The organism is Flavobacterium segetis, assembly GCF_900129575.1.
GTDB classification, from domain to species: domain Bacteria; phylum Bacteroidota; class Bacteroidia; order Flavobacteriales; family Flavobacteriaceae; genus Flavobacterium; species Flavobacterium segetis.
This window is the reverse complement of record NZ_FQWE01000001.1, coordinates 181,179-202,688: the sequence shown is the minus strand read 5'-3', so window position 1 is coordinate 202,688 and position 21,510 is coordinate 181,179. Positions and strand designations below refer to the sequence as shown.

20 protein-coding genes are annotated in these 21,510 nt (G+C 31.0%); 6 read left to right on the top strand and 14 right to left on the bottom strand.

Annotation, left to right across the window (positions count from 1 at the left end; all coding sequences use genetic code 11):
- Nucleotides 1-56: 56 nt before the first annotated feature.
- Genes BUA99_RS00945 through BUA99_RS00935 form a run of 3 tightly spaced genes read right to left on the bottom strand, consistent with a single transcriptional unit; the run spans nucleotide 57 to nucleotide 3,241 of the window.
- On the bottom strand, nucleotides 57-962 hold the full coding sequence (locus BUA99_RS00945; protein ID WP_072987027.1) for an ABC transporter ATP-binding protein: 906 nt from the start codon (nucleotides 960-962) through the stop codon (nucleotides 57-59).
- Nucleotides 963-1,020: 58 nt separating this feature from the next.
- The gene (locus BUA99_RS00940; protein ID WP_072987024.1) at nucleotides 1,021-1,422 is read right to left on the bottom strand and encodes a response regulator; all 402 of its coding nucleotides are present in this window, start codon (nucleotides 1,420-1,422) and stop codon (nucleotides 1,021-1,023) included.
- Nucleotides 1,412-3,241 (bottom strand): PAS domain-containing sensor histidine kinase, encoded by a 1,830-nt coding sequence (locus BUA99_RS00935; protein ID WP_072987021.1) that lies wholly within the window; start codon nucleotides 3,239-3,241, stop codon nucleotides 1,412-1,414. The genes BUA99_RS00940 and BUA99_RS00935 overlap by 11 nt, the downstream gene beginning before the upstream one ends.
- Before the next feature lie 250 nt (nucleotides 3,242-3,491).
- Here BUA99_RS00935 and BUA99_RS00930 point away from each other — a divergent pair, with 250 nt between their 5' ends.
- On the top strand, nucleotides 3,492-4,556 hold the full coding sequence (locus BUA99_RS00930; protein ID WP_072987018.1) for a hypothetical protein: 1,065 nt from the start codon (nucleotides 3,492-3,494) through the stop codon (nucleotides 4,554-4,556).
- A gap of 52 nt (nucleotides 4,557-4,608) precedes the next feature.
- Here BUA99_RS00930 and BUA99_RS00925 read toward each other — a convergent pair whose 3' ends face one another.
- The 7 genes from BUA99_RS00925 to BUA99_RS00895 all read right to left on the bottom strand — a co-directional run bounded on the left by BUA99_RS00925 (nucleotide 4,609) and on the right by BUA99_RS00895 (nucleotide 13,639).
- On the bottom strand, nucleotides 4,609-8,268 hold the full coding sequence (locus BUA99_RS00925; RefSeq protein ID WP_072987014.1) for a ShlB/FhaC/HecB family hemolysin secretion/activation protein: 3,660 nt from the start codon (nucleotides 8,266-8,268) through the stop codon (nucleotides 4,609-4,611).
- 259 nt (nucleotides 8,269-8,527) lie between these two features.
- The gene (locus BUA99_RS00920) at nucleotides 8,528-9,586 is read right to left on the bottom strand and encodes a nucleoid-associated protein (protein ID WP_072987011.1); all 1,059 of its coding nucleotides are present in this window, start codon (nucleotides 9,584-9,586) and stop codon (nucleotides 8,528-8,530) included.
- A 168-nt stretch (nucleotides 9,587-9,754) separates the two neighbouring features.
- The gene (locus BUA99_RS00915) at nucleotides 9,755-10,294 is read right to left on the bottom strand and encodes an IS1096 element passenger TnpR family protein (protein WP_072987008.1); all 540 of its coding nucleotides are present in this window, start codon (nucleotides 10,292-10,294) and stop codon (nucleotides 9,755-9,757) included.
- 202 nt (nucleotides 10,295-10,496) lie between these two features.
- On the bottom strand, nucleotides 10,497-11,108 hold the full coding sequence (locus BUA99_RS00910) for an HPP family protein (protein WP_072987005.1): 612 nt from the start codon (nucleotides 11,106-11,108) through the stop codon (nucleotides 10,497-10,499).
- Nucleotides 11,109-11,113: 5 nt separating this feature from the next.
- Nucleotides 11,114-12,394 (bottom strand): chloride channel protein, encoded by a 1,281-nt coding sequence (locus BUA99_RS00905; RefSeq protein ID WP_072987002.1) that lies wholly within the window; start codon nucleotides 12,392-12,394, stop codon nucleotides 11,114-11,116.
- 249 nt (nucleotides 12,395-12,643) lie between these two features.
- Nucleotides 12,644-13,039, bottom strand: a complete 396-nt coding sequence (locus tag BUA99_RS00900; protein WP_143151699.1) for a hypothetical protein — start codon at nucleotides 13,037-13,039, stop codon at nucleotides 12,644-12,646.
- A 33-nt stretch (nucleotides 13,040-13,072) separates the two neighbouring features.
- Nucleotides 13,073-13,639, bottom strand: a complete 567-nt coding sequence (locus tag BUA99_RS00895) for a sugar O-acetyltransferase (protein WP_234972867.1) — start codon at nucleotides 13,637-13,639, stop codon at nucleotides 13,073-13,075.
- Nucleotides 13,640-13,913: 274 nt separating this feature from the next.
- Between BUA99_RS00895 and BUA99_RS00890 the strand changes: the two genes are divergently transcribed.
- The gene (locus BUA99_RS00890; protein WP_072986996.1) at nucleotides 13,914-16,073 is read left to right on the top strand and encodes a TonB-dependent receptor; all 2,160 of its coding nucleotides are present in this window, start codon (nucleotides 13,914-13,916) and stop codon (nucleotides 16,071-16,073) included.
- A 38-nt stretch (nucleotides 16,074-16,111) separates the two neighbouring features.
- On the opposite strand, the gene BUA99_RS00885 is transcribed toward BUA99_RS00890, so the two are convergent.
- Both BUA99_RS00885 and BUA99_RS00880 read right to left on the bottom strand, forming a co-directional pair.
- Nucleotides 16,112-16,408: a type II toxin-antitoxin system RelE/ParE family toxin gene (locus tag BUA99_RS00885; RefSeq protein ID WP_072986993.1), complete on the bottom strand. Its 297-nt coding sequence runs from the start codon at nucleotides 16,406-16,408 to the stop codon at nucleotides 16,112-16,114.
- A complete protein-coding gene (locus BUA99_RS00880; RefSeq protein WP_072986990.1) occupies nucleotides 16,401-16,643 on the bottom strand; it encodes a hypothetical protein in 243 nt (80 codons plus the stop codon). Before BUA99_RS00880 ends, BUA99_RS00885 begins: the two co-directional genes overlap by 8 nt.
- A gap of 177 nt (nucleotides 16,644-16,820) precedes the next feature.
- On the opposite strand from BUA99_RS00880, the gene BUA99_RS00875 reads away from it, so the two are divergent.
- The 4 genes from BUA99_RS00875 to BUA99_RS00860 all read left to right on the top strand — a co-directional run bounded on the left by BUA99_RS00875 (nucleotide 16,821) and on the right by BUA99_RS00860 (nucleotide 20,238).
- Entirely contained in the window at nucleotides 16,821-17,444 is a 624-nt protein-coding gene (locus tag BUA99_RS00875; protein ID WP_072986987.1) for a hypothetical protein, read from the top strand.
- 30 nt (nucleotides 17,445-17,474) lie between these two features.
- Nucleotides 17,475-18,815, top strand: a complete 1,341-nt coding sequence (locus tag BUA99_RS00870) for a histidine kinase (protein ID WP_072986984.1) — start codon at nucleotides 17,475-17,477, stop codon at nucleotides 18,813-18,815.
- 289 nt (nucleotides 18,816-19,104) lie between these two features.
- Nucleotides 19,105-19,413 (top strand): 2TM domain-containing protein, encoded by a 309-nt coding sequence (locus BUA99_RS00865; RefSeq protein WP_072986981.1) that lies wholly within the window; start codon nucleotides 19,105-19,107, stop codon nucleotides 19,411-19,413.
- A 54-nt stretch (nucleotides 19,414-19,467) separates the two neighbouring features.
- Nucleotides 19,468-20,238 (top strand): LytR/AlgR family response regulator transcription factor, encoded by a 771-nt coding sequence (locus BUA99_RS00860; protein ID WP_072986979.1) that lies wholly within the window; start codon nucleotides 19,468-19,470, stop codon nucleotides 20,236-20,238.
- A 93-nt stretch (nucleotides 20,239-20,331) separates the two neighbouring features.
- On the opposite strand, the gene BUA99_RS00855 is transcribed toward BUA99_RS00860, so the two are convergent.
- Entirely contained in the window at nucleotides 20,332-20,514 is a 183-nt protein-coding gene (locus tag BUA99_RS00855; RefSeq protein WP_072986976.1) for a CsbD family protein, read from the bottom strand.
- 217 nt (nucleotides 20,515-20,731) lie between these two features.
- Nucleotides 20,732-21,505: a CDP-alcohol phosphatidyltransferase family protein gene (locus tag BUA99_RS00850; protein ID WP_072986974.1), complete on the bottom strand. Its 774-nt coding sequence runs from the start codon at nucleotides 21,503-21,505 to the stop codon at nucleotides 20,732-20,734.
- Between the last annotated feature and the right edge of the window lie 5 nt (nucleotides 21,506-21,510).

The following is a 21,510-nucleotide window of genomic DNA, read 5'->3' as shown; positions in this document are numbered from 1 at the left end:
CTGAATGATTTTTATAATGTGAATGTAAGTGAATAACACAGTTGGAAATAGAGCAGCTATTTTCTCTCTGTTAATTCTAAAAATTGTTCCTCTAAACTGTTTTTTCTCTTAACTAAATGATTCAAAATTATATTATTTTCAAAAAGAAAACGATTTAAATCTTTTGACTCTAAATTTTCTTTTAAGTAAACTAATACATTGCCTTGGTCAGTTGCAATATTTTTGACAGCAGGATGGTTATTTAACACTTTGATTAAATTTTCATTATCATCAGAGTTTAGTTCGAAGAAAATATCGTTTGCTGACATTCCATCTACTAATCCGGTATATAAAATTACCCCTTTTCTAAGTACTAAAACATGAGTACAAACTTTTTCAACTTCATCAAGTAAGTGTGATGCAAGAAGTATAGTTGTTCCAGTAGCCGCAATTTGCTTAATTATATCTCGTATTTGATGTATACCTTGTGGGTCTAAACCATTTGTAGGTTCGTCTAAAATTAGAATTTCGGGATCGTTTAAAAGTGCAGAAGCGATTGCGAGCCGTTGTTTCATTCCCAAGGAGAAAGTGCTGAATTTGCTATTTTTACGCTCAGTCAAACCCACTAATTCAAGTTTTTCATTCACCTTTGCGTAATTTATTCCTTTAATTTTACAAACCAGCCATAAGTTTTCCTCGGCAGTCATGTATGGATAGAAATTGGGTCTTTCTATAATAGCACCTACTTTTTTAAGAGCTTCATGCGTCTCCATTTTTCCGCTAAACCATTTATAACCGCCAGAAGTTTTGTTAACTACATTTAAAGTTATTCCTAATGTGGTAGATTTCCCGCTACCGTTAGGTCCTAAAATACCGTAAACGTTGCCTTTTTTTATTTCAAATGAAACATTATCTAATGCCTGAAGAGCGCCATAATATTTATTTAGATTGTTGACTGAAAGTATAGTTTCTGATGAATTCATTTATTGATATTTTACAATAGGACGAACAAGTGTCAATAAAGTTACTAATTTGTTAAAATTAGTTTATATCAGCGATTAACTTACAAAGTGAATCCAGTTTTTGAATTGTTATGGGCTTTTCAATATAATGTTTTATGACATCATAGGTTTTTGCTTTTTCAATATCCGCAGGATCGATGGATGATGTCATCATAAAGATTATTATCGGCTTTTTTAATACTAAGTTTTTAAACTCATCTAAAAACTGCCATCCGTCCATCACAGGCATGTTTATATCTAGTAAAATAGCATCAGGAATTACTAAATCAGTTTCAATTACTTTTTTTAACTGCTCTAGCGCATTTTGAGCATTGTAAAAAGATTGTATCTCTTCGCAAAACTTGTTTTTAGAAATTAAGATGCTCATTAATTTGACGGTAAGTTTGTCGTCATCAATAATGTAAGTCAATTTATTTTTCATTTAAATAAATTTTAAATGTTGAGCCTTCGTTTATTTTACTTTCTACTTCAATTTTACCATTCATTGCTTCGAGTTGATTTTTAGTAATAAACAGTCCAATACCTTTAGCATCTTCGTTTCCATGAAAGGTTTTATACATTCCAAAAATTTTATGTCCGTTTTTTTCTAAGTTTATACCTAATCCATTATCTGTAAAAGTGACAACCGTATAGTTATCAATTATTTCATAACCTATTTCTAATGTGGCATTTCGGCAGGGCGATTTGTATTTTATTGCATTTGTAAATAAATTTAGTAGAATACTATCGATATAAGCAGGAATTACAGAAATAATTAAATGTTCAGGAATTGTATCAGTTATTGTAATATTACTTTCTTTTATGACTAATCTGAGTGATTTTTTTGTTTTTTCAATCTCTTGTTTTAAATATATTCCCTTTTTCTTTCTATTAGTGTTTTGTTGAATAGTAATTATTTCGTTTAAATATTCAATTGATTCAGATAATTTTTCTGTTGCCTCTTTAAACAAACTAAAATAGGAAATTTTCTCTTCTAAATTATCTGTGTTTTCAATTACATCAACAACCATAGATAAATTACTAGTGTGAGACCGAATATTGTGCGAAACTATGTGAGTAAAATTATATAATCTATTGTTTTGAATACTTGTAACCTCTAAAAGTTCTCTTAACTCTAACTCTTTCTCTATGCGGGAAGTTACATTTCTTCCAACACCTATGAAATTGATAAAATTATTATTTTTGTCAAGTGCTGTGTTTAGATTTAGCTCAAACCAATATTTTTCGTTGTTTTTATTATAATGTAGGATTGTAACTTTTATACTTTCTTTATTCGCTATCGCGTTATTTAGCAATGAATTCGTTTTTGCATCTGTTTCTGGACCTTTTGATAAATAACTTATCTTTTGACCTATTACATCGTTTAAGTTTAAGCCTGTTAAATCAATATAAGCCTTATTTGCCCAGACTATAATTCCAGTTTCATCAGCAATTACAATTGTATCTGTTGTTTCTGATGCTGCAAGAGAAAGTAAATTCAATTTATTTTCTGCATTTTTCCTTTGACTAATATCCCTAACAAAACAGACCAAATAAGTAATTTCAGCAACTTGAAATTTTTTACCTGAGGCAATTTCAACTGGAATTATAGCACCAGATTTTGTTTTGATAAATGATTCATCTATTGAGTAATCATTTCGAGCTAAGTTATAATTAAGAAAAATACGCACTTTTTTTCTAAATTCAACGGGAAATAAATAAGAATTATGCAAACCTATTAATTCAAGCGTGCTATAACCTGTTAAAGCACTTGATCGCAGGTTGCAATCAGTAATTAAACCATCGCAACTGTCAATTATAAATATTGCATCATTTGCACTAGAGAAAATAGACGAAAATTTTTTAACATTTAATTCTAGTTCGTTAATTAAGTTTTGTTCGTTTGTAATATCTTGAAAAGTGCCTAGCAAGCACACTGGTTTCCCTTCCACTTTCTCAACTGAACAAATACATTCAATATATTTAATATTATTGTTGGCAGTTATTATTTGAAATTTATCGTCAAAAGCAATTCCCTCATGAATTGCTTTCTGCATTCTGTTTTTAATTCTATCTCTATTTTCTCCTTCTTGATAAAAATTAAAAGCATCACAATCTAAAGGATCACAATCTTCTGAAACTTCTAAAATACATTTTATAACTGCGTCCCAGTGGATTTCGTTAGTTAATAAATCTATCTTCCAAATTCCGATCTTAGCTGATTGTGCAGCTTTGAAATAGAGTTCTAGTTGTTTCTTCATTTTTTAGTTTTGAAAATTTGTGGTATATTGAGGCTTCCAAATATAAAGTTTATCTCGTAGTATCAATTTTTTTTATCTAGTTATTTCATTTTCTATAGATGTGAATACTTTCTATTATTTTTCATAGCTATTTTTTACTGTATGAATTGTTGAACATAATTTTTTATAGATCAAAGTTAACTTCGTTTTAGAGCAATTTTCTGCAAAAACAAAGCTAGAATAAATGTAATTTTGCGCTAAACATATTCAAATGAGTGAGCCTGTAATGCTTTTTAAAAAGCCTTCCTACCCTGTAAATAAATCTTTATTAGAATATTTGAAACGATTTGATCGAATATCAGAGGTTTCTATATTTTACGAAGATTTGTTGCGTTTTTCTGGATCAGTATCGGTATACGATAAAAGTGATCAAGATACTTTGTGGGTAAGAGTATATTATAATGAATATGAAAGAGAAGAGATTGATTTGAATCTTAAAAAAATATATTCACTCTTACATTCTGATGGTAATTTGGGAATCATTAAGTTCTTAAATGTTGATTCTATTGATTACTGTACTTTTGGGAACTCAAAACCTTTTCGTATTAAAATCAGGAATATTTTAAATGATAATTATACTCATTTTTATGTCAAAAAAGCTGATGCTTCACGTATTTATGGACTTGAATTAGAACATATTCTTTCGCCAGATAAAATAAATTTTTTAGTGTATGAAGACACTTTAATTGAGGAACATATATTAGGAATTGCTGGTGATTTCTTTATTAAAAATTTACTAAATAAATGTACTGAAACTGAAAAAGCTCAAATTGCAAAAGAATTTGTAAAGTTCAATGAACGTTGTATGATTAGATTACTAGGTGACATGAGGTCCTATAATTATGTTATCGTTCCCATTCACGATTTTGATCAAGTGGTTTATCGAATCAGAGCGATAGACTTTGATCAACAATGCTATGAAGGTAATTTTAAAGTTTATCGTCCGCAATTTTTTAAAGAAAATTATCCCATGGTAAAGTTAGTAAAGGATAAATTGCAAGACAGTTCAATTCAACAATATAAAGATGAAGAAAGAGCCGTACTCGCTAAAAGGATTTTATCTGCTGAAAACAGAATTAAAAAATTACTTAAAATTATGGGGCAAGATTTTCTCGCGCCTGATGCACACGTTCAACGATTAAAGATGGAATTATATGAATATACAAATGATTTAAATTTTAAAAAATCGAAGTCAATGGGGAACATCATGATTGCTGCTTTTGATTTCATCATTCGAAATTATAAAAATATTAATCTATTAAAATTAAAGGTCTAATTTCTAGTCACAGTTAAGGAAAATGATTTTATCGTTTTGAAATTCTACAATTCTAAAATCCAAAACCAATACCCACTGCAATCCTAGCTCTATCTTCGTTGATACTTTTAAAATAGGTAAGTCGTCCCGTTAGCATATTTAAACCGTTAATCCATAAACCACCGCCATAAGATTGATGCCACTTCTCAGAATTTTCACCTTTTAACCAAACTCTCCCGTAATCAAAACCTCCAAGAATTCCAAAAGACATCGGAATGATATTTCTCCTAATTTTCCCTAAATCCCAGCGGATATCGCTACTGTGATAAAAAGATTTATCGCCTAGAAACCTCTCGTTTCTAAAGCCTCTTAAATCGTAATCACCGCCTACGGTTGCACCTTGATAAAAATCATAATTGTTATTGAGTATTACTTTTCCGCTCATGATAGTTGCGAGAACAACTTTACCGTTTGAGTCAATTTTATGATTAAAATTAAGTTTACTTTCTACTGTAGGAAAATTTCTTTTTGTATTTGCTAAATTTGTTTTCCAACCAGCCGCGATTGAAAAGCCCATTCCTAAAGTTGGAAACGCCGGAAGGTCATAATTCTCAAAACTATATTCTAAAGTAGCGCCAGCAAATTGTTGGTTTTTAAATACAGCGGTATTGAAAGCGGGAGCAACGTACACAAACCTATTAACAGTTTCTTCGACATTTATTTGTTCAAAACTAGTTTGAAATTGAATTGTGCTTCCAGATCTACCAACTTTCTTTAAAGAAGGCGAAAATCTAATGGTTTGAATACGAACTCTATTAAAATCCCGATCAAGGTCAGCTTCCAGATTTACAGTTTCATTTCCAGAACCAAAATAATTTCTTGTAAAATTCGGACTTGTATATTTACTTTCAACATTTAAATCCCATTTACCAAAAAGTTTAGGGAATTGTGCATCATATATAAATTCGTAACCTTTTGTTGCAAAAAAATAATTAGTTTTTAAACTGTGTTTTTGAGCGTATGGATCTTGTTTAAAATCATTTACTCTATAGCCAGTAATCAAGCCAAGTTTTATGCCGTCATCTGGATTGAAACCAATGTTTGGGTACAAGGAAAAGAAATTATATTTTGGTTTTTTGTAGTTATATAAATTAATTTCATAATCATCAGATAATAGAATTCTACTTTTTTTATCAACATTAAAACTATTGACCTCTGTTTTATAATCGTGGATTTTGACATTTTTACCACTTTCTACGCGATAAGAATCTTTATTTTGCCCACCAATTAACCTTATTTTAATTGGCAATTGTGTGGATCCATTTATTTCAAAAATATCTTCCTCATCTAAACCATAAACCCATATTTTTTTAGTCGTAGCACTATTTAAGATTTTATTATTTCTTAAAATATCTTCTCCGTTCACTGTTTCAAAAACTTTTATAACAACCTTATCTTTATCTAGTTTACTTATTACGAATTTATCTTTATTATCAGTGCCAACAATCAAAACGGTATGTTGCAAAACTTTGAAATAGTCCAACGCAGCTGCTTGAAGATCCTTTTTTCTTAATTTTAATTTGCGTTTAATCTCAATTATTGTCGCGTCCTGAACTTCAAGTGGTAATTTTTCAAAAGCTTTATCAATCGCCTCATCTGTTAAGTTTTCAACTATATATTTAGCTTGTTTGGTCCATTCTTCCCCATTTGTAGTTTTTAATAATGCTAAATCTAGAGGGTAAGGTTCACGATTCATTATTTTAACTCTCTTAATTTGCTCTGTAAAAGATTGTCTATTTCGCAAGGGCACACTTTTCATCAATAGAGACAGCAAAGCACCATCGTATTTAGAAAATGCTTGATCGTGATCTAATGAAATGGGTTTGTAAATCGTTTTTTGTCCTTCATTAAATTCCGTCCAGCGCCATTGATCGTCATTTCTGTCCCAATCGCCAATTAATATATCAAATAGTCTAGCTCTGATATAGGTACTTTCATCGATTGAATATTTAGCGTCCTTCCGTATGTTTTGTAAAACTTCTTTAGTAGATAAAATTAAAGCTGGCTGTGATTTGTTTTTTACCGGAAAATTCTCAACAAAGTAAAGCTCATTTCCAAAATTCGAATTAAATGTACCTAAAGCTTTCTGTTTTGGAATAAAAAGTAGCGAAGGGATAGTATGTGCAATATTTATTTTTTTCGCCAAGTCATGAATTGCTAACGGGGTGTAAGGATGAACAGCAGTGTAAAGATCATTGATGAGAGCTGCGCTGTATGTTCGGTCAAATTCATTTGGAGTTAATTTATATTTAAAAACAAACGAAGCAAGAAATTTATTTGCGTTTTGTTTTACAGCACTCATTGTATATTCATTACCTTTTTTATCGATCAGTTGCAAAACATTAGATTGAAAATCTCTAGTGGCTGATTTTGGCGTTAAGCCACCAAAAAGTGTATCGATAATTGCTGTTTTTGCATCAATAATAACGTCGTAATAATTTCTATAATGTTTTCCAAAAAGAAATTTATAGAAAAATGATTTTTTAACTTGTTTAGCACTATAAACGCTTGTAGTTGTTTTACTTGGAAAAGTGTTGGGAAATTGTTTGTTAGCAAATTTATTTTTTGGTTGTAAAATCACATTCTCAAATAGCAATTTGTCAGACCCATCCTCTAATCCATAAAAAGAAACAGTCGTAAGTCCGTTTTTATAGATTTTTAATGTTGCATATCCATTTCCGCCGTAAGAGAAATCATTGGGATATTTTGCACGCGCTGCCTCTGTTTTAGAATTAGAACCAGTAATAATTTGTTTCACATTATCTTTCTCAATATACTGTAAACTGTCATCGTGCGCTGACGCAATAACAACATTATTAAAATTTTTTACTAAAATTTTTACTCTTTTTACAAGAAGATTATAATGCTTGTTTTGTAAATCTTGTATGTTTATCCCGGCTGTTTCACGAAAAAAATTAAGTACTGAGCCAGCAAGAGGCAGGGGTCTTAGGTGCTGCTTTAATGAAAATTCTCCACCGTGAGATCCATTACTTAATATGGGATGGTGCATCGCTAATACTACGGTTTTTTCTTGATTTTTTATTAGTAAATCTTCTAATTCAAGAAAAAAGTCTTCGCGATTTTTAATGATACAGTCATTATTAATAGTTGGGATTTTATCCCAATCTTCCAGAAACCATTGACTATTAATTGTTATTAAAGTTATATCCTTATTAATTTGAGTTGCATTAATTCCACAGTTATTCTTGGGTAAGGAATTTGAATCTTTATTGAATTCTTTTAACTGCCAATCGTGATTTGAAGGTATAGAAATATTTTTTACTTTAAATAGTGCAGATACTGTTTGGTTTACTAATTGATCTTTTACAGTAGTTGTATCGTTTTTGTTGGTTAAAACGAAAGAGCTTTGAAAAGTATTGCTTTCTTCAAAAAGTAATATTGAAGTATTTAAATCAGCTTCTTGAAACTTATTTCTTACATAACTTATTTTTTGGTTTTGAGATTGATCATTTAAATTTTTGAGGTCACTAACTAAATAAAATGTTTGAGAAATAGCTGTCGAATCTTTCAATACAATTGGACCAGCTTTTTTATTGTTTTTACCAAATTGCGCATGTTTAGTCGCGCAAGATTGAAATACGAATGCTGTTATAATTAGAGAAATTCCTATTTGATAAAAGGTTTTAAAATATCGATTTAAAAATAATTTCATAATTTGTAAAAACTAAGTTTTATTGGTATTTAAAATCTTTTAATACGCTGGGATTCTTACTTTTTAAAAGAAGAAAAGATTGTTTATCAATACTTTTTAAAAGTCGTTAAAAATACAGTAATTTATAATACAACGTCATAATCATTTTATCGTTATTTTTCTCAACTTAAATAATTTGATCCCTTAATTATATAAAAAATCCCCAATTATTTTTAATAATCAGGGATGAAAATATTTTGAAAACATAAAAATAATAATCTTACGATTTTTGTTCTTTATTAAAATAAACTAAATAATAATACATTTGTTTTTCTTCATCCCAGCCTTTTTCCACGTACTTCTCCGCACTCTCGGGATTGATGAAATCCATTTTAATTTGAATGTGAGTATCTAAATTAATCACGTTTTTAATTGATTTTCGAGCATCGGAAACTGCTGCATTAGCAATAGGGAAAGAAGTTACATCTTCTATACTGTATTTTTCTCCTTTGTCGATCTTGTAATTTTTAAACTCTGGAATAAGGTCTGGATTATCGAGCACTTCATTCAAAAATTCTGTTTCTTCAAACTCGTCATTTTTAGCAAAATAGTTTACCGATCGATTCATAAACATCACCTCCTCTTTCTTATCCTCTGCTGGAAAAACAACATCTTTAGCAAAATTTTGACAAAATTTTAAATATTTTTTAGTGATGAAGTTTTCATCTTCAAAGGCGTCAACTGAAAGGAAATGCTCTAGCCAATATCTAGCGTCATAACGATTGCTGTCAACAGTGAGTATTTTATATCCTTCTTCTTTTTTGTAATTAAATATCAAACAACCCTTGTCAAGTTTATTAAGACTTACTCCGTGTTGCAAAATCATTTCAAGGTGAGTTGATTTCTCTTCAAATTGTAAAAAGTCAGCTTGGATTTCACTTTTAAAAATCCCTATAGCGTCGACAACATTATTATCAATAGTCAGGTTGGTCAAATACGTGACGTAAACTTCACCATTCTTAATGTGTGGATGATTAGACTGCTCGAATAAGTGCTGCGTTATTTTTTTTGAAGCTTCATGAATCGTTGATGGATTATCAAAAATTTCAGTAGCAAACTTAAACATGTCATTATAATCTAGATCAATTTCATGTGCAAACTGAAAATAATTTTCTTCTTTTTCTCTGAAGGGTTTGAAGAAAAATTCTTTCATCAAAGGCACTATTTCATCATTCAAACTAAAAGGTTGCTCTGATAAAAAAATTGCTTCATTTCTACTTTTGTTACCAACTCTATGAATTGATAAATTTTCGATATGTGTGTTATATAGGTTGATCATTTATTTAAAGTATTGAATGTAGATTTTGAAATTTGTTATGCTTACAATTAAAGACAAAGGTGGTGAGTAAAGTTGTTTTGAAGAAAGAAAAATCTTTTACTTCTTGTCAAATATTTTTATTCTTACTTATTTAAACTCCCGGTTGATTGCAGAAAGATAGGGAACGGACTAATTCCAGTTCTCCTCAAATCCATAGTCTTCAAAGCTATCTTCATCGCCAAACATATCTAAATCATCTTCATCTAAGCCATCTTCGTATTCATCGTTGTAACTATCTGCGTTTTCGGATTCAAAACTTTTTTCCATCGCTTCATCAGGAATTTCACCATGTGAAAATATGGTTTCTGGATAACTATTTCCTGCAACTTCTTCTTCAATAGCAGCAAGTTCGACAAGAAACGTCCACATGTTGATGAAGTCATAGACATAAATGATTTTAGTGTTCTCTTTATCTAAAATATCAGACAACCTATAATCACTCATTATTTTTTGTTCACCAATAACATCCCCCGTATCAAAAAGTGAAATTTCATCCTCTTGATTCCACGTCTCATCACAAGTATAAAAGGAAGCCACGTCCATACCGTCAAAACCAAAAGAATTGAAAATTGCATTATGAAGATCCTCCAATGTATCTTCGGCAAATATTGCTATGTCTCTAAAAACATCTTCCTCTGAGTCTAGAATTACTCTAAATTTATAAACCATAATCAATTCTATTTTTTTGAATGGTCAAAGGTAAAATATAATTTTAGATTTCGTCTCGAAGTTTTGCTACAGATTTTGTATTTGTTGATAAGATTTTTACTTAAATGTAGTCAGTAATAATCATAACATTATAAGTTCTTGCAGCACTAAAAATTTATTTTTTATAGTAGATTTTATCACTTAAAATTAAAGAGTTAAAATTCTAAAGTGTTTTTCTATTTCTAAATACACGTGAAATTCTTTTTCTAAATTGATGATACTTTTTGTGATTTGGATACAATCTATTATGTGCCATGTTATTGGTGATTAAAGCAACGGCAAGTAAAATTAAGGCTCCACTTAATACTGGAGACAGGACATACCAATAGCCTAAATTTTTAATTTTTTCAGAACCGGCAATTGCAATCAAAGCGGTAGCACCTCCCGGAGGGTGCAAGGTTTTTGTGATTTGCATTAAAACTATGGAGGAAGCAACGGCGAGTGGCGCAGTTAACCAAAGAATGTCTGGCATGAATTTGTAAACTGTTACACCAATAATAGCGGATATAACATGACCACCAATTAAATTTCTGGGTTGCGCCAGTGGACTTTGAATAACACCGTAAACAAGAACACTTGACGCGCCAAATGAACCAATTAAGTAAACCATATCAGATTGCGGAAGTGTATGCGATTGCAAGTAAGCAATTATGCCAATACCAAGAAATCCTCCAACGAATGCCCAAAAATGTTCCTTAAAATCAACAAGGGTTTCCTTGTAAAGTATATACTTAGTTTTTCGATAATTTCTTTTAATTCTATTAATAGATGACATATTAATTATTTTACTAAACTTGGCGAATAATTATAAACAGTGAACGGATAGATCATCTTAGCGGTGTATTTAGAAATTAAACAAACGATCAAAATTGGAAAAAACAAGGTGTAGTTATTAGTTAAACCACAAACTAAAAATAAAGCGGTAAATGGAGCGTGGATACTTGCACTTAAAACTGCAGCCATACCTATGATCATAAAATTGAGAGGAATAACATCGGCGTTCGTGTATCGATTGAGTAATAACGCAAGCAACAATCCTAAAAAAGCTCCAATAAATAAACTTGGTGCAAATACACCTCCATCACCACCTGCTGCTAATGTTGCAGATGTAGCGATTGGTTTTAAAATTGTTATTCCAAAAAATGTCAACGCTAAAGAAAGAGTTAAAGTAGTATCATTTGAATTAAATATGACTGTTTTAATGGCGTGATAACCTTCGCCGTACAATTGAGGAAATATAAAAAATGAAATACTTAAAAGTACTGAACCTACTATTATTTTGTAATAAGGTTCATTTATTTTTGAAAAGTATGATTTAAAAAATAAAACGCAACGTGTTAGATAAATAGAATAGATTGCCGATAAAACACCTAATAAAATGAAATAAGGAATTGCTTTTAAATGCCAAGTTGTAATGTTTACAGCGAATAATGGTTTCTCGTGTAAAAGGAAACTAAGTGCTGAAGCTATTATAACTGCGATGCCAGTGGTAAGAATAAATGTTCGCGTCAATTTTTTTGATATTACTTCTAGCGAAAATAGAATTCCTGCTATAGGACTACTAAATAAAACCGTAATTCCTGCAGCTATTCCAGCACAAATCAATTCGGTTTTATATTGCCTAAACATATTATGTTTTCTTTGTGCAACAGCTCCTATAGTGGCTGTGGCTACAACAGTAGAAACTTCAATTCCTGTAGATCCACCAGAAACGACTGTCAGTAAACCATTGATAAAATGAGAAGGAATTTTATAACTAGGTAAATTCTTCGTTTTCGAACTAACACTTTCAAAAATTTCTTTTATTCCTTTGTTTTCCTTTTTCTTAAATAAATACTGTCTTAAAAAATAGATAATTGATAATCCAAAAAATGGGAAAATAATAAAAAACACAGCATTAGTTTCAGCGCGATGAAAGAAAATAGATTCGTAATATTCAGTCGCATTTTTTAAAACTATTCCTAAAAAAGCGGAGAGAAATCCAATTATCACGGACACGATTACCAATTTTTTAAACTTAATGAATTGATAGTTTTTTTTAATTTCTGTATTTGTGCTCATTGGATTGGATTGCTGGATTGAAGTTTATATCAAAGCAGAGAAATCTTTAGTTAATAATATAATTACGTCATGCAAATTTAAAAAAACAAAATCACAATAGAATCTAAAAAATAGAGATGTTTCTATATTTTAATAATATCCCATTTTTTAGAAAATAAAAAATAAATAGTGATTGTTTTAGTATTAAAATTAGATCAATTAATACTCTTTTTCTAAAAAAAAGCCCAATCAACTGATTGGGCTTATAATTTATTTTTTTGGTTCGGAACAAAGACCTACAATCTCATGAAACGTGTCATGTAAATCAGTGATTGATTTTACTAATGTAGCATCTGTCGCATTTGCTTTCACTAACTTATTTAAAGCCTTACTCTGAATTTGTAGTCGCTCTGCTGATGCTAAAATTGCATTTGTTCTAAATTCTGTAGGAATGTCTGATTTTAATAAATCTGCTGCTTTCTTCATCATTTCTTCTGAGCGTGTCTTAATGGGGGCTAAATCTCCCTCTTCAGCTGGATGAAAAGTCTCTGACATAACTCCATGAAGTTCCTTCACTGCTGGCCATTTGTCAAAAGTAGATTGTGCCGAAACTATGTTTGCCACAAAAATTAGCGCAAGGACTGTAAATAATTTAAGATGTTTCATTTTCATTTTTTTTTTAGTTTCTAATTTTGATTATTATTCTTGATTCAATTTCCGAATTACCTTTGCAGGATTGCCAACTGCTAGTGAGTTGTCAGGGATATTTTTTGTAACTACTGCACCCGCGCCAATAACACAACCTTGCCCAATTGTAACACCCGGGCAAATCACTGAATTTCCTCCTATCCAGCAGTCATCACCTATAGTAATAGGTAAAGCATTTTCAAGTGTTTTCCGTAATTCTGCGTCAAGCGGATGTGTCGCTGTATATATTTGAACCCCGGGCCCAAAAAAAACATTAGACCCAATAGTAACTGTGGTACAGTCTAATACAACACAGTTTACATTAAAATAAACATTTTCTCCACATACAATATTGTAACCGTAATCGCAAAAAAACGGTGGCTCGATGTATAAGTTTGCTCCAGCATTTGGAATTAATTCTTTTACAATTTCTCTTGCTTTCTTAGTAACTCGATACTCCGTCACATTTAATCTGTGCAGTAAATTTTTAGATTTTCGTCTGTCTTTTACTAAAACAGTATCGCCAGCTAAATAATATTCGCCAGCTATCATTTTCTCTTTTTCGGTCATCGGTTCCATCGGTAATTTTTTTATTTTTTGGGCATGCCCTCCGCAAAAGCTGCGGTCGGGCTATCCGTTTCAATCTTTTTTTTCTCGTTTTGACAACGAGAAAAAAAAGGATTTCCACTGCTATCCCTCATGCAAATCGCTTCCGTTTTCGTCAGACTTGTTGTAAATATAACAGAAAAATAAATTATTTACAATTCATCTCTTGATTTCAACAGTTCGGAACAGTATAATTTGTCAGCGGTAGTCGTCCTGTTACATTTGCTTCATCATAAAATCAAGTCAGATGAAAACCATTATTACAGTAACATTTTTATTATGTACTACGTTTATTTTTTCACAAAATACAATTTCAGGAAAAGTACTAGATGAAAAAGGGAAACCTGTTTCAGGTGCTAATGTTTTTATCGAAGGGACTTATGATGGCGCATCAACTACTGAAACTGGAGATTTTAGTTTTACAACTACGGCAAAGGGCAATCCAACTTTGGTCGTTAGTTTCTTGATATTTGAAACTTCAAAAACAGTAATTGACGTGGCTAATTTTCAAAACAAAATAATCAAACTGCGAGAAAGCGTAACCTCTCTAGATGCGGTAGTCATTACTGCAGGAATATTAGAAGCGGGAGACAAAGCCAGAGTTTCTGTTCTAAAACCTTTGGATATCGTTACTACAGCGGGTTCTGCGGGGAATATTATTGCCGCTTTGCAAACCTTGCCAGGAACACAAACGGTAGGCGAGGACGGAAGATTATTTGTTCGAGGTGGCGAGGCCAATGAAACACAAACCTTTGTAGATGGAATTCGGGTAGCGCAATCCTACGGTGCTAGTACAAATAATGTACCTTCAAGAGGCCGATTTTCTCCTTTTCTGTTCAGCGGAATATCATTTTCAACGGGTGGTTATTCCGCAGAATATGGCGAAGCGTTGTCAAGTGTTTTGCTATTGAATACCCAAGATGAGCCGGACCAAAATAAAACCGAAATCTCTTTGATGACCGTTGGTTTAGGAATTGGAAATACCCAAAAATGGAAAAAAAGTTCACTGAGTGTTAATGCAAATTATATCAATTTAGCGCCCTATCAAGCCTTAATCCCTCAAAACGTAGATTGGAACAGTCCGTTTCAATCGTTGTCAGGAGAAACGGTATATCGCTATAACTTTAATAATGGGATTTTTAAAGTGTACGCTGCTTTTGATTCGTCTAAATTCGATATTAATCAGGAAAATATCAATTCACCAGAGAAAATAAGAGTCGATTTAAACAATAATAATTTTTATATGAATTCCTCTTACAAAGGTGTTTTTGGGGACAACTGGCAAATTACTTCTGGACTGAGTTATGGTTACAGCAACAACAAAATAAATTTAGATTCAGATAAAGTAGCGAATGACGAAAATGCGGCCCATTTAAAATTAAAACTGCGAAAAAGCTTTTCGGACCGATTGAAACTGTCTTTTGGAGCGGATTATTTTGTAGCACAATTCAATGAAGATTTTAATCCTACTTCCGGTTCGGTTTTCACCAATGGATACGATTCGAACATTACAGCTATTTATACCGAAGCTGATATTTTCTTCTCTAAAAAGTGGGCTGCAAAAGTAGGAGTTAGGGCTTCAAATAACGATTTACTGAATGAAACAGCTATTTCACCCCGAATTTCATTTGCTTATAAAATGGCTAAAAACAGTCAGTTCTCTTTCGCTTATGGAGATTTTACACAAACACCAAATGTGGAATACATCAAATATTCTAGTAACAATCACTTTGAAAGCGAGAAAGCGTCGCATTACATTTTGAATTTTCAGTACAATAAAAACGGAAAAACGTTTCGTGCCGAAACCTATTATAAAGACTATCGTGATTTAGTAAAATTTGATACTCAAATGGCAGCTTATAATTCGGTTTATGATAATTCCGGTTCTGGTTACGCAAAAGGTTTGGATTTGTTTTGGAGAGATGGAAAATCCATCAAAAACTTAGAGTACTGGGTTTCCTATTCGTACATCGATACAGAAAGAAATTATAAAAATTTCAGTTCTCAAGTGACGCCAAGTTTCGTTGCGGATCACAGTTTATCACTTGTTACGAAATATTGGATAAACGACTGGAAATCGCAAATAGGTTTTACAAACTCCTACAGTTCTGGCCGACCATACAACAATCCAAACGAAACAAAATTTATGAATGGAAAAACAAAATCGTATAATAGTTTGAGCTTTAACTGGGCGTATTTATTGAGCCAACAAAAGATTTTGTATTTCTCAGTTTCCAATGTCTTAGGAACTCAAAATGTATTTGGTTATGAATACGCGAATAAGCCAAACGATGCAGGCGTTTTTAATAGAAAAGAAATCATTCCTACAGCGGATCGGTTTTTCTTTGTAGGCTTCTTTTGGACGATAAGCAACGACAAAAAAGACAATCAGCTGAGGAATTTGTAATGGATTTAAGTCGCCTATTTTAACGCTTGAAAATTACTTTAAAATAATAAATTTTCAGGGTTTTGACGTGTATCGTATAATCGTAAAATCTCAATTCTAGTATCAGTTTCTCTATAATAAAGTGAATTTTGTTTTGTGATCACGCACTTTCTTATTTGTAGTTCTTTATTGATAACTGGGAATTGCTCAGGGTTTTGTTGGATCAAAGTGATACAAGAATCTAAATGATTAATAAATTTTAAACAAACTGATTTATTCCATTTTGAATCAAGATATTCTAACAGTTTAGCTAGATCTTGATCTGCAAATGAAGACCACTTTATAGATTTATACATACCTTGTTTTGTACTTATCCAAAACTGATTGATGAGCAAGACCATCATTTGAATTCAATTCCTCAATTGCATCTAGTAGTCCTTGTTGTTGCGCTTTTGGCATTGTGTCCCATTCATTGCTGTTTTTCTCAGAATTTATGAAATTTAATAATAGCCCGTACACTTCCTCTAATTTGGTTTTTTCCAGATTATCGATTTCACGGAATAATTTTAATTTTAATTCAGCAGTACTCATCCTCAAGTGTTTTTATCAAAATTACAAATTAATTTCTAATCAGAATACAACTCATCCATCAAAATTGACAGTTCAGTATTTATAAATTTTAATCCAATGAAAACCGAGATACTTTTGAAGTATAAATAACACAACGTTTTAATCATCAAAAAAACAACCATTTAAAACAAACAAATCATGACAAAAGTTATCACCACAATCGTATTTTTTATCTGTAGTTTAGTATCCGCTCAAGGGCAATTTGAGCAAGGAATGGGAAAAGCCTTCCAGTTATGGGGCGAAGGGAAAAACACGGAAGCTTCAGATCTATTCGAACGAATTGCAGTAGCCGAAAAAACAAGTTGGTTGCCTAATTATTACGTGGCTTTAGTAAATACAACAACTGCTTTTACAACTAAGGATAAAGATCAAATGACTTTATTGCTTGATAAAGCACAAAAAGCATTGGATCTAGAAATGGATAAGAACCCCAATAACGCTGAACTACTTGTCATTCAAGCCATGATTCACACCGCCTGGATTGCTTTTGACCCAATGACCAACGGACAGAAATTATCAGGAAAGGTGTTGGAATTATATGGAAAAGCACAAGCAATAGCACCAGAAAATCCTCGAGTTATCTTTAACAAAGCAGATTTCGAAATAGGAAGTGCTAAATTTTGGGGAAACGATACTAAACCAATGTGTGCTCAAATTGAAAAAGCTATTACACTTTTTGCTACTTTTAAGCCTGAAACTCCTTTTTCTCCATCGTGGGGATTAGATAGAGCTAAGGCTGCGATGAAAAATTGCACAAAATAAACTTTTAATATTTCATTTAAAATTACACCAATGTTCAATTTATTAATAAAGCAGGTACCACGAGCAATTATAATTTCGCTTACTATTTTTTTAGCGTTGCAGCTTGTGCGGTTCATGATGGGAATCAATATTGTTTTTGACGGCTCATTGTTGATTAATTTTGGGTACACAATGTTGTATAGTTTGAGTTTGTACTTTGCTAATGCTACGGTTTTTATTTTCCTAGATTCAGTTTATAAAAATAGTCGCTTTACGATTAACAGATTAGTTTTTGGTTTTATAAGCACATTTTTTATAACAATTCTTATCGTTTTCTTACTTCGCATTTTTGAAGAAGTTATAATAGAAAAATCAACTTTAACTGAATATTTCAATAATGAAAAAGCTACTAATTTTATTATTCCCGTAATTATATTTGTGGTAGTTTCTTTAGGTATTCATGCGTTTTATTTTTACAAAACTATTCAAGAAGTTAAAGTAAAAGAGCAGAAAATCATTGCGGGGACTGCTTCGGCTAAATTCGAGAGTTTAAAAAGTCAAATTGATCCTCATTTTCTATTTAATAGTTTGAATGTTTTAAGTTCTTTAATAGAAGAAAATCCAGATAATGCACAACGGTTTACCACTTCGCTATCAAAGGTTTATCGTTATGTTTTAGAACAAAAAGACAAGGAATTAGTGAGCGTTGAGGAGGAATTGGCTTTCGCCAAAACATATATGAATTTATTAAAGATGCGTTTTGAAAATAGTCTTTTTTATGAATTACCAAAGGAGGCAATTAACCCTGATGCTAAAGTTGTTCCTCTATCATTACAATTGCTATTAGAAAATACAGTAAAACATAATGTGGTCAGTGAGCAACGACCACTGCACATTCGGATATTTATGGAGGATAATTATCTCGTTATTGAAAATGATTATCAAAAAAAGGAAGTTTTTCAAGATAGACAAGGAGTGGGACTTCAAAATATTATTAATAGATATGGAATCATAACCAATCGCAAAGTTTTAATTCTACAAAATCAAAAGCTATTTACAGTTAAAATACCAATATTAACCAAACAAATAAATAGGATGGAAGCAACAAATTACAATCAGGATACTGCTTTTTTTAGAGCAAAAGAACGAGTGGAGAAACTCAAAGGATTTTATGGAAATTTAACTTCTTATTGTATTATTATTCCAATATTGATTATTATCAATTTGAATTCTCCTTATGATTTTCAGTGGTTTTGGTTTCCAATGTTAGGATGGGGATTGGGATTGATATTTCAGGCTTTTGAAACGTTTGGGTATGGAAAAACATGGGAAGAGAAAAAGATACAAGAAATTTTAAATAAAGACAAAACGTCAGATAGTGAATGGAAATAATTATAGCTATAGCTACTGATATTGAGAAATACTAAAAAGCAAAAAAGAAGTTAATGAAATGACATTTTTTTACCATTGCTTGCTATTTTGTATCATGGATATTGGCTTCTTAAATGATGCGAACTTAAAATTATTATCAGGATATGCATGATATTTTGGCTGCATTGAGTTGAAGAATTAGACTTTTCTTTCGCATACCTAAAGCTTTCATTTAAATTCTATTCGAAGAATAAGATTGGAATAAAAAAGATCCAGCAAATAAAAAAACAATTAAATAAATATCAATACAATGACAACAGAGGAACAATTAAAATATGAAAATGCCACTAAAAGAGTGAAGAAAATTAAAGGATTTTATTCGCATGTATTAGTTTACATCGTAATTAATATTATGATCTTTATCGTTAACGTTCAAAGTCTTGATAAAGGAGAATCTTACGTCAGCTTTAAAAATTTTTCAACTGCATTTTTTTGGGGAATAGGTTTAGCAGCTCATGGATTATCAGTTTTTGGACCTAATTTTGTACTTGGCCAAAATTGGGAGGAAAAAAAGATCAAGGAGTTGATGGAGAAAGAAAGGTTAAGTAAGTATGAATAATTTTGAATTTAATTGTGAATTCAATAATTGAAACGGTAAACAAAGATATAGGTGATGAAAATAATAATAATTGAAGACGAAAAACCTGCTGCAAGATTGTTACAGAGAAAACTTTTAAAGCTTGGTATTGAGGTAAATGTAATGTTGCATTCAGTAGAAGAGTCTATCGCCTGGTTTCAAAAAAACAATAATCCTGATTTAATTTTTCTTGACATTCAGTTATCAGATGGGCTTTCTTTTGAAATATTTGAACATTTCTCTTCAATTCAGCAGGACATAACAAGTGCGATAATTTTTACTACTGCTTATGATGCATATGCTTTAAAAGCATTTAAATTAAATAGTATTGATTATTTATTAAAACCTATTGATGAAGAAGATTTGGGCACCGCCGTGATTAAATTTAAATCGAGATTGCGGAAACAAGAAACGTTACAATTAGATTTTGACCAAATAAAAAAAATGCTTTCCAATCCATTTGATAAAGAGTACAAAAAGCGCTTTACAGTAAAAATAGGGCAACATTTAAAAGTGATAGCAATTGATGAAATAGAGTGTTTTTTTAGCGAAAACAAAGGAACTTATATTCACACTTATGAAAATAGAAACTTTTTAATCGAATCAACTTTAGAACTTTTAGAGCAGGAATTAGATTCAAAACATTTTTTTAGAATTAGTCGAAAATTTATAATTTCTATGAAGTCTATTAAGGAAATTGTACTTTACAGCAACTCTCGATTAAAGGTCGTTTTACCTACCTTTAAAGATGATGAAGTTATCGTTAGTAGGGAGAAAGTATCTGATTTTAAAAATTGGATAGGATGAATTTAAACATAAAAAAGCCGTTTCAAATGTAGCAGTTATAAATTAAATTTACTTCTTTTAAATTTGAAACGGCTTAGTAGACTTACTTTTTAATTAATCAAAAAGTGATTTAATTTCTTTTTCAGTTTTACCTAATTTTTGCTGTAGTTTACCCCACATTTCATCTTCTTTTCCTTCTTCATACAATAAATCGTCATCGGTTAAATCAGCAAATTTTTGTTTCATTTTACCTTTAAGTTCATTCCAGTTTCCTTCAATCTCTTTTGAATTTGGCATAATATTTAAGTTTTAAATTACTATTTGTTTATCACAAATTTCAAGAAATTTTGGCCTGAGATTGTTATACAATTATTTTAAAGTATTGCATAATTATAATTTCCCATTTTTCGGATTGAATCTTTAAGTTTTTTAAAAGAAATAATATTTAGATCTCCTAATAGTGTTGAAGGAATTGATCAATGATATAATAGTTTATTGATTTTATTAAAATCATTTATGCTCGGAAAGTGAATTTTCTAATTAATATTAATACCGCTATCAATACCGAATAAGAAATAAAAAACGGGATAATATAATAAATAAGACCTAAAGGTAATAATATGGCTATAATTAATAGTTGAAAACCCAAGCCATATAGGCTGACAAGCGTCATAAACCAATTAGGAAATGTTTTTACTTTGTAAGCGTCACTATCTAAGGTGTGGATGATCTTATCGTAAATTCCATAAACAACAGTGTAAATGAAAAATAATATATCGACTGATTTTTGATTTTCTCCAGGCAATGCTGTTGGTGCTTTATCTTCAAAAATTTTACTAGTTGTATCACCGCCAACAGAGTTATTTCGTAAAATCACATAGTAATAATTATAAAGTGTTCCTTGTAATTGTATACAAATAAAAGCTAAAAGTGCGAGCCAATAACTTGAATTTGAAACGTAGCAAATTGTTGTTAAAAATAAGAAATTAAGGACAATGTCAAACACGCTATCTAAATACCTTCCAGTATATGATGGTGTACTTTTTAATCGCGCTAATTCTCCATCAGCAGCGTCTATGCCTGATTTTAGAATGATAAAAAAAGCGGCCAGATAATATTGATTTTGTAAAATGAAATAAATAGCTATCAATCCAGAAACGCCAAAAAGGAGTGTGACATGAATAGGAGTGAAGCGTGTGTTTTTTAATTGATTTGCAAGAAATGTCCCGAAAGGCCTTCCATAATCTGATAAATCTAAAAATTTATCTTGAGCAGCTAGTTTAGACATTTAAA

Coding starts and splice junctions, on each gene's coding strand:
- BUA99_RS00880 (WP_072986990.1), bottom strand. CDS start 16,643: ATGAGTACTGCTGAATTAAAATTAAAATTATTCCGTGAAATCGATAAT.
- BUA99_RS00885 (WP_072986993.1), bottom strand. CDS start 16,408: ATGTATAAATCTATAAAGTGGTCTTCATTTGCAGATCAAGATCTAGCT.
- BUA99_RS00905 (WP_072987002.1), bottom strand. CDS start 12,394: ATGAGCACAAATACAGAAATTAAAAAAAACTATCAATTCATTAAGTTT.
- BUA99_RS00930 (WP_072987018.1), top strand. CDS start 3,492: ATGAGTGAGCCTGTAATGCTTTTTAAAAAGCCTTCCTACCCTGTAAAT.
- BUA99_RS00945 (WP_072987027.1), bottom strand. CDS start 962: ATGAATTCATCAGAAACTATACTTTCAGTCAACAATCTAAATAAATAT.
- BUA99_RS00920 (WP_072987011.1), bottom strand. CDS start 9,586: ATGATCAACCTATATAACACACATATCGAAAATTTATCAATTCATAGA.
- BUA99_RS00870 (WP_072986984.1), top strand. CDS start 17,475: ATGTTCAATTTATTAATAAAGCAGGTACCACGAGCAATTATAATTTCG.
- BUA99_RS00915 (WP_072987008.1), bottom strand. CDS start 10,294: ATGGTTTATAAATTTAGAGTAATTCTAGACTCAGAGGAAGATGTTTTT.
- BUA99_RS00890 (WP_072986996.1), top strand. CDS start 13,914: ATGAAAACCATTATTACAGTAACATTTTTATTATGTACTACGTTTATT.
- BUA99_RS00925 (WP_072987014.1), bottom strand. CDS start 8,268: ATGAAATTATTTTTAAATCGATATTTTAAAACCTTTTATCAAATAGGA.
- BUA99_RS00855 (WP_072986976.1), bottom strand. CDS start 20,514: ATGCCAAATTCAAAAGAGATTGAAGGAAACTGGAATGAACTTAAAGGT.
- BUA99_RS00865 (WP_072986981.1), top strand. CDS start 19,105: ATGACAACAGAGGAACAATTAAAATATGAAAATGCCACTAAAAGAGTG.
- BUA99_RS00875 (WP_072986987.1), top strand. CDS start 16,821: ATGACAAAAGTTATCACCACAATCGTATTTTTTATCTGTAGTTTAGTA.
- BUA99_RS00900 (WP_143151699.1), bottom strand. CDS start 13,039: ATGAAACATCTTAAATTATTTACAGTCCTTGCGCTAATTTTTGTGGCA.
- BUA99_RS00940 (WP_072987024.1), bottom strand. CDS start 1,422: ATGAAAAATAAATTGACTTACATTATTGATGACGACAAACTTACCGTC.
- BUA99_RS00935 (WP_072987021.1), bottom strand. CDS start 3,241: ATGAAGAAACAACTAGAACTCTATTTCAAAGCTGCACAATCAGCTAAG.
- BUA99_RS00895 (WP_234972867.1), bottom strand. CDS start 13,639: ATGGAACCGATGACCGAAAAAGAGAAAATGATAGCTGGCGAATATTAT.
- BUA99_RS00910 (WP_072987005.1), bottom strand. CDS start 11,108: ATGTCATCTATTAATAGAATTAAAAGAAATTATCGAAAAACTAAGTAT.
- BUA99_RS00850 (WP_072986974.1), bottom strand. CDS start 21,505: ATGTCTAAACTAGCTGCTCAAGATAAATTTTTAGATTTATCAGATTAT.
- BUA99_RS00860 (WP_072986979.1), top strand. CDS start 19,468: ATGAAAATAATAATAATTGAAGACGAAAAACCTGCTGCAAGATTGTTA.